This window comes from Chamaesiphon sp. OTE_20_metabat_361, from assembly GCF_031364565.1.
In genome coordinates this window covers 1-4104 of the sequence record NZ_JANLWO010000038.1, presented here as the reverse complement: position 1 = coordinate 4104, position 4104 = coordinate 1, and the positions used below count along the sequence as shown (strand labels likewise).

Annotated in this window: 3 protein-coding genes; all 3 read right to left on the bottom strand. The window is 46.4% G+C overall.

Annotated features, from left to right (window positions below; translation table 11 throughout):
- Positions 1-1520: tetratricopeptide repeat protein (locus RMO35_RS00940; RefSeq protein ID WP_309737927.1), on the bottom strand; the 1520-nt coding region annotated here is incomplete at its 3' end.
- A gap of 300 nt (positions 1521-1820) precedes the next feature.
- Positions 1821-3281, bottom strand: a complete 1461-nt coding sequence (locus RMO35_RS00935; protein WP_309737926.1) for a tetratricopeptide repeat protein — start codon at positions 3279-3281, stop codon at positions 1821-1823.
- A 389-nt stretch (positions 3282-3670) separates the two neighbouring features.
- The coding region (locus RMO35_RS00930; protein WP_309737925.1) for a hypothetical protein at positions 3671-4104 on the bottom strand (434 nt) is incomplete at its 5' end.

Here is a 4104-nt window from a genome sequence, read left to right as displayed (position 1 = left end):
CCCCGATGATATCGAGCCGAAACGTAGTTAGGCGATAACTCGATTGCCCGACTAAAATTCTTAATCGCACTATGATGCAATCCTGACAAACTATCGACTACTCCGATCAGATAATTTGCCCAAAAGCAGAACTTATCGATTGCCTTAACTGACTGGCAATCGCGTTTGGTACGTTGATATTCATGCTTGCGGAAATACGTCCAACTCCGCTGAATGAGGGCATTAGTATGTTCTGAGTCCAGATCGATCGCCATACTATAATTAGTCAAGGCATCATCGAGATTACCTAGTTCGGTATAAATTAAGCCTCGGCGGAAATAAGCATTGATAAATCTGGGATTGAGTTCGATCGCCCGATCGTCATCCGCTAGTGCTGCGGTACAGTTGCCCAGACAGCGGTGTGTCTCCGCCCGATCGTCGTAGACTGTTGCTTGCGGCTTGCGATCGATCGTGATGTCGAAATCAGCTAGAGCACCTGCAAAGTCACCTAGCTTTTGGCGCGTGCGTCCGCGTGCGTGGTGAAAAACTGGCTGTCCCGACTGAATGGCAATCGCTTTATCGAGATCGACTAATGCTTGCGGGAGTAGATCCAGTCTTTCGTAACAGATGCCACGATAACAGTAACCATTAGGATCTCGGGGAAAGTCTTTGACATGGCGATCGAGACTCGCTAAAGCTACCTGATAATTTTCGATCTTGACTAGGGCAACTGCATTCAGCCACCGGACAGAGGATCGCTCGGGATCGCGTTCGAGCACGTAGCGACAATCTGCAAGAACTTGATAGTAATTTTTGAAAATCTTATGAACTAAAGCACGCTGGTAGTAAAAATCAAGTTGAGTCGGATCGCACTTAATCGCCAGATCCCAAGCTGAGAGCGCACCTTCATAATCTTGGATCTCATAGCAAATTTCGGCAGCACCGCTGTGCGCGATCGCGAGTGTCGGATCCCATTCGATCGCGATTTTATACGCCGATCTCGCTTGGGCATAGTCTTTGGCTGCGAGGGCTTTTTTGGCGCGATCGCAGTATTTGAGTGCTAAATCTTTGCCAGTAACTGAGGGCGCACTTGTGTCGATCTGGGCGGCTTTAGCAGGCGTTTCGAGCGTTGGTGTGGGCTGTTTTGACTGTATGGGCTGCTTTGGCTGTGTGGGCTGTGTGGGCTGTGTGGGCTGTTTTGGCTGCTGCGTCGCGCCGACTGACGAATTAACTTTAGCCGCTACTGGCTGGCGAGCTGGTGCTTGAAACCGCTGTGGTGTCGGCGATGTGTCGCTCGCCCACGGATCTTCAGCTTCGATTTGCAACGGTTGTGCCTGTGGTACTTCTAACTCGCCAGAGTCACTCCACGGATCTCTAAATAATGGCGATCGAGTCTTAGCAGCTTGAGGCTGAGCTGGAGCTGACAACTTGGCTGAATCTACCGCCGCTGGTGGGGAAGGCATCGCCGTACCCAAAATATCTGAGTAATCATTTTGAGTGGCAAACTCTGGAGTAGTGGAAGAAGATGATGGTTTCGACATAACCGGAGTGCCTCAAGAAATCAGTTTAGTTATCGTATGCTCGGTCAATAAATTCAATCTAATGCGATTTGCTACTGGGCATCGTATTCAGCTCCAGATCCAAACTTCACAATTTATTTATCGCATCGGGAAATCTGTAGTGTGAGTTAGCAGATTGCAAATCAATACAAAGTATTGAATCGATCTTAACTAGCTCACAGCCAAATCGGTTCAGTATTTACACGATCTTTTAGGCTGTTAATGTACTACTCATACTTAAATTAGCTAGATTGGCTCACCTAAAGCCTAGAGCTATCAAGCCTATTCCATGCCGAGTGCCTCGATCGTAAAAGATATTTGCCGATAAAAAACAGTATTTTTGAGCTTTTGGGCGACTAAGGCTGCTTGATGGAGAATGACTTTAGCAGTATCTGGATGTCCCATATGATAGAGAGCCAATCCTTCTGCGTACAAGCCAGTTTCATCGCGCTTGGCTAAGCAGTCAATGATTTGAGCTTGAGTTGCTTGGGCGAGGTGAAAATCATCAGTGGCTTTAGCTTCGTTTTTGAGATCGTGATGTAATAAGCCGCGATGGTAGAGAGCGCAAATAAAGCTAGGCTTAATCTCAATCACCTTCGTAAAACTAAAAATAGCTTCTTGTTTAAAGCCAGATAATGATTGGACTACACCCAATAAATAATTACCAGGCACCGAATTTCGATCGAGCGCTCGCACCCGTTCGCAGTCACTCATTACCGCTGGATATTCACCATGCCGAAAGTAAATCCAACTGCGTTGAATATAGGCGTTGATATCCTGGGGATCGATCTGAACTAACCGATGATAGTCGGCTAAAGCCGCATGAAGATTACCAACTTCAGTATTGATTACCCCGCGCTGATAATGGGCGCTCACTAGTTGCGGATCGAAGCGGATGGCTTGATTGCACTGAATGAGTGCGCGCGGATAATCACCGCGATTGATATAAATATCTGCCCGATTGGCATAGGCTTGAGCCATCTGCGGCTCGATCTCGATCGCCCGATCGTAGTCTGCCATTGCGTTAGTATAGTCGCCTAATTGTTGGCGAATCCGTCCGCGCCTGCGGTATAAAATTGCCATATTATCTGCTAGTGCGATCGCGCAGTCGAGATCGATCGCTGCTTGCTCTAGATTACCTAGTCTTTCGTAGCAAATCCCCCGATAATAATGAGCGTAAAAATCATCGCTCCGGAGATTGAGATATTGATTGAAATTAAAGATCGCTAGTTGGTAGTTGCCCATTTGAAAATGAGCGCGGGAATTCAACCATCTAGCGGAAATATCATTGGGCTGGCGCTCCAGAATAAATTTACAATCTCCTAAAATGCCAGCATCATCGCCAATTTTTTTATTAATCAGCGCCCGAGAGTGAAAGAACTCCAGATTTTCGGGATCGTGCTGAATGGCGCGACTGCAAGCAACTAAAGCCGCTTGATACTCGCCCAGTTGATAGTAAACTCGTGCCAGTCCCCCATCAGCAATAGCAAACGCCGGACTAAGCTTGAGTGCAAGCTGGTAGTCAGCTTGGGCTTGACGATAATCTCTCAGTTCCAGCCAGGAGTTACCCCGAGCGCAGTAAGCCAAGATAAAGTTCGGAGCGAGCGCAATAGCTTGAGTGTAAGCCGCAATCGCCCGCTCGTGCTCGCCCCTAAATGCTCGATCGTTACCCTGTTGGTACAATTTTTGGACTTGGTTATCGACCTGGTGCTTGGGTAAATCTAGCGTTTGTGTAGATGTCAAATTGATTTGAGAGTCCGACATAAATGGTAAGTTTGTCAAGATTGCTTCAGTAACATCCAAGTTGTCATCGCCAAAAAGATGTTTACCTTGAGCTGGGGGAACTTAATTTAACAAAGATTAGACGCGCTCGACACTAGGTCGTCTGACTAGCTAGATTGTCAGTTCGATCGCCGTCTATTTGCACTAGACTGCGATCGATCCGACTAAATCGTATACACAGCAGTACTTATAGACAAGGATAGAGTGACTGTTCTTCTATTATTCCCCGTTATTCACAACTTATATCTACTACAGACATACTTTTATCTACCATTTTAAAATGTGTCAATTCGTAACTTACGAGCAGACAATTAATATTAGTTACTAGAATTACAAACACATATTACTACTTAAAATTCATAATCGGAGTTGCCTACCTGAAAGACGCTCAAACCCAGACCACGCCACATTCTACAGACCTTCGGTCGATCGTCGATAACGCCAATTACATTGTAGCGATCGCGAATGTGAAAATAGTAAAGTTCTGACTTGAGAATGTCATCGGGACGCTGGTCGTTAGCCGCACGCATCAACAGCTCTTTGTAGTTAATATTGTGTTGTTTCAGCCAAGCAACAGTCAGATCGTAGCAGACACTCGATCGACCCGACAAGAGAATAATATGTGTATCTCGTCCTAATTTCTCAATTGTAGTTGCGATCGCAAGATTGACCGCATCTTCATTCACCCGATCCCACGCAAATGGCGAGCGCGTATGATTGATTGCCAAGGTACCATCGATATCTACTAAATAGCAGTTTGGTAGCTGCGGATCGTCGCTAGGTG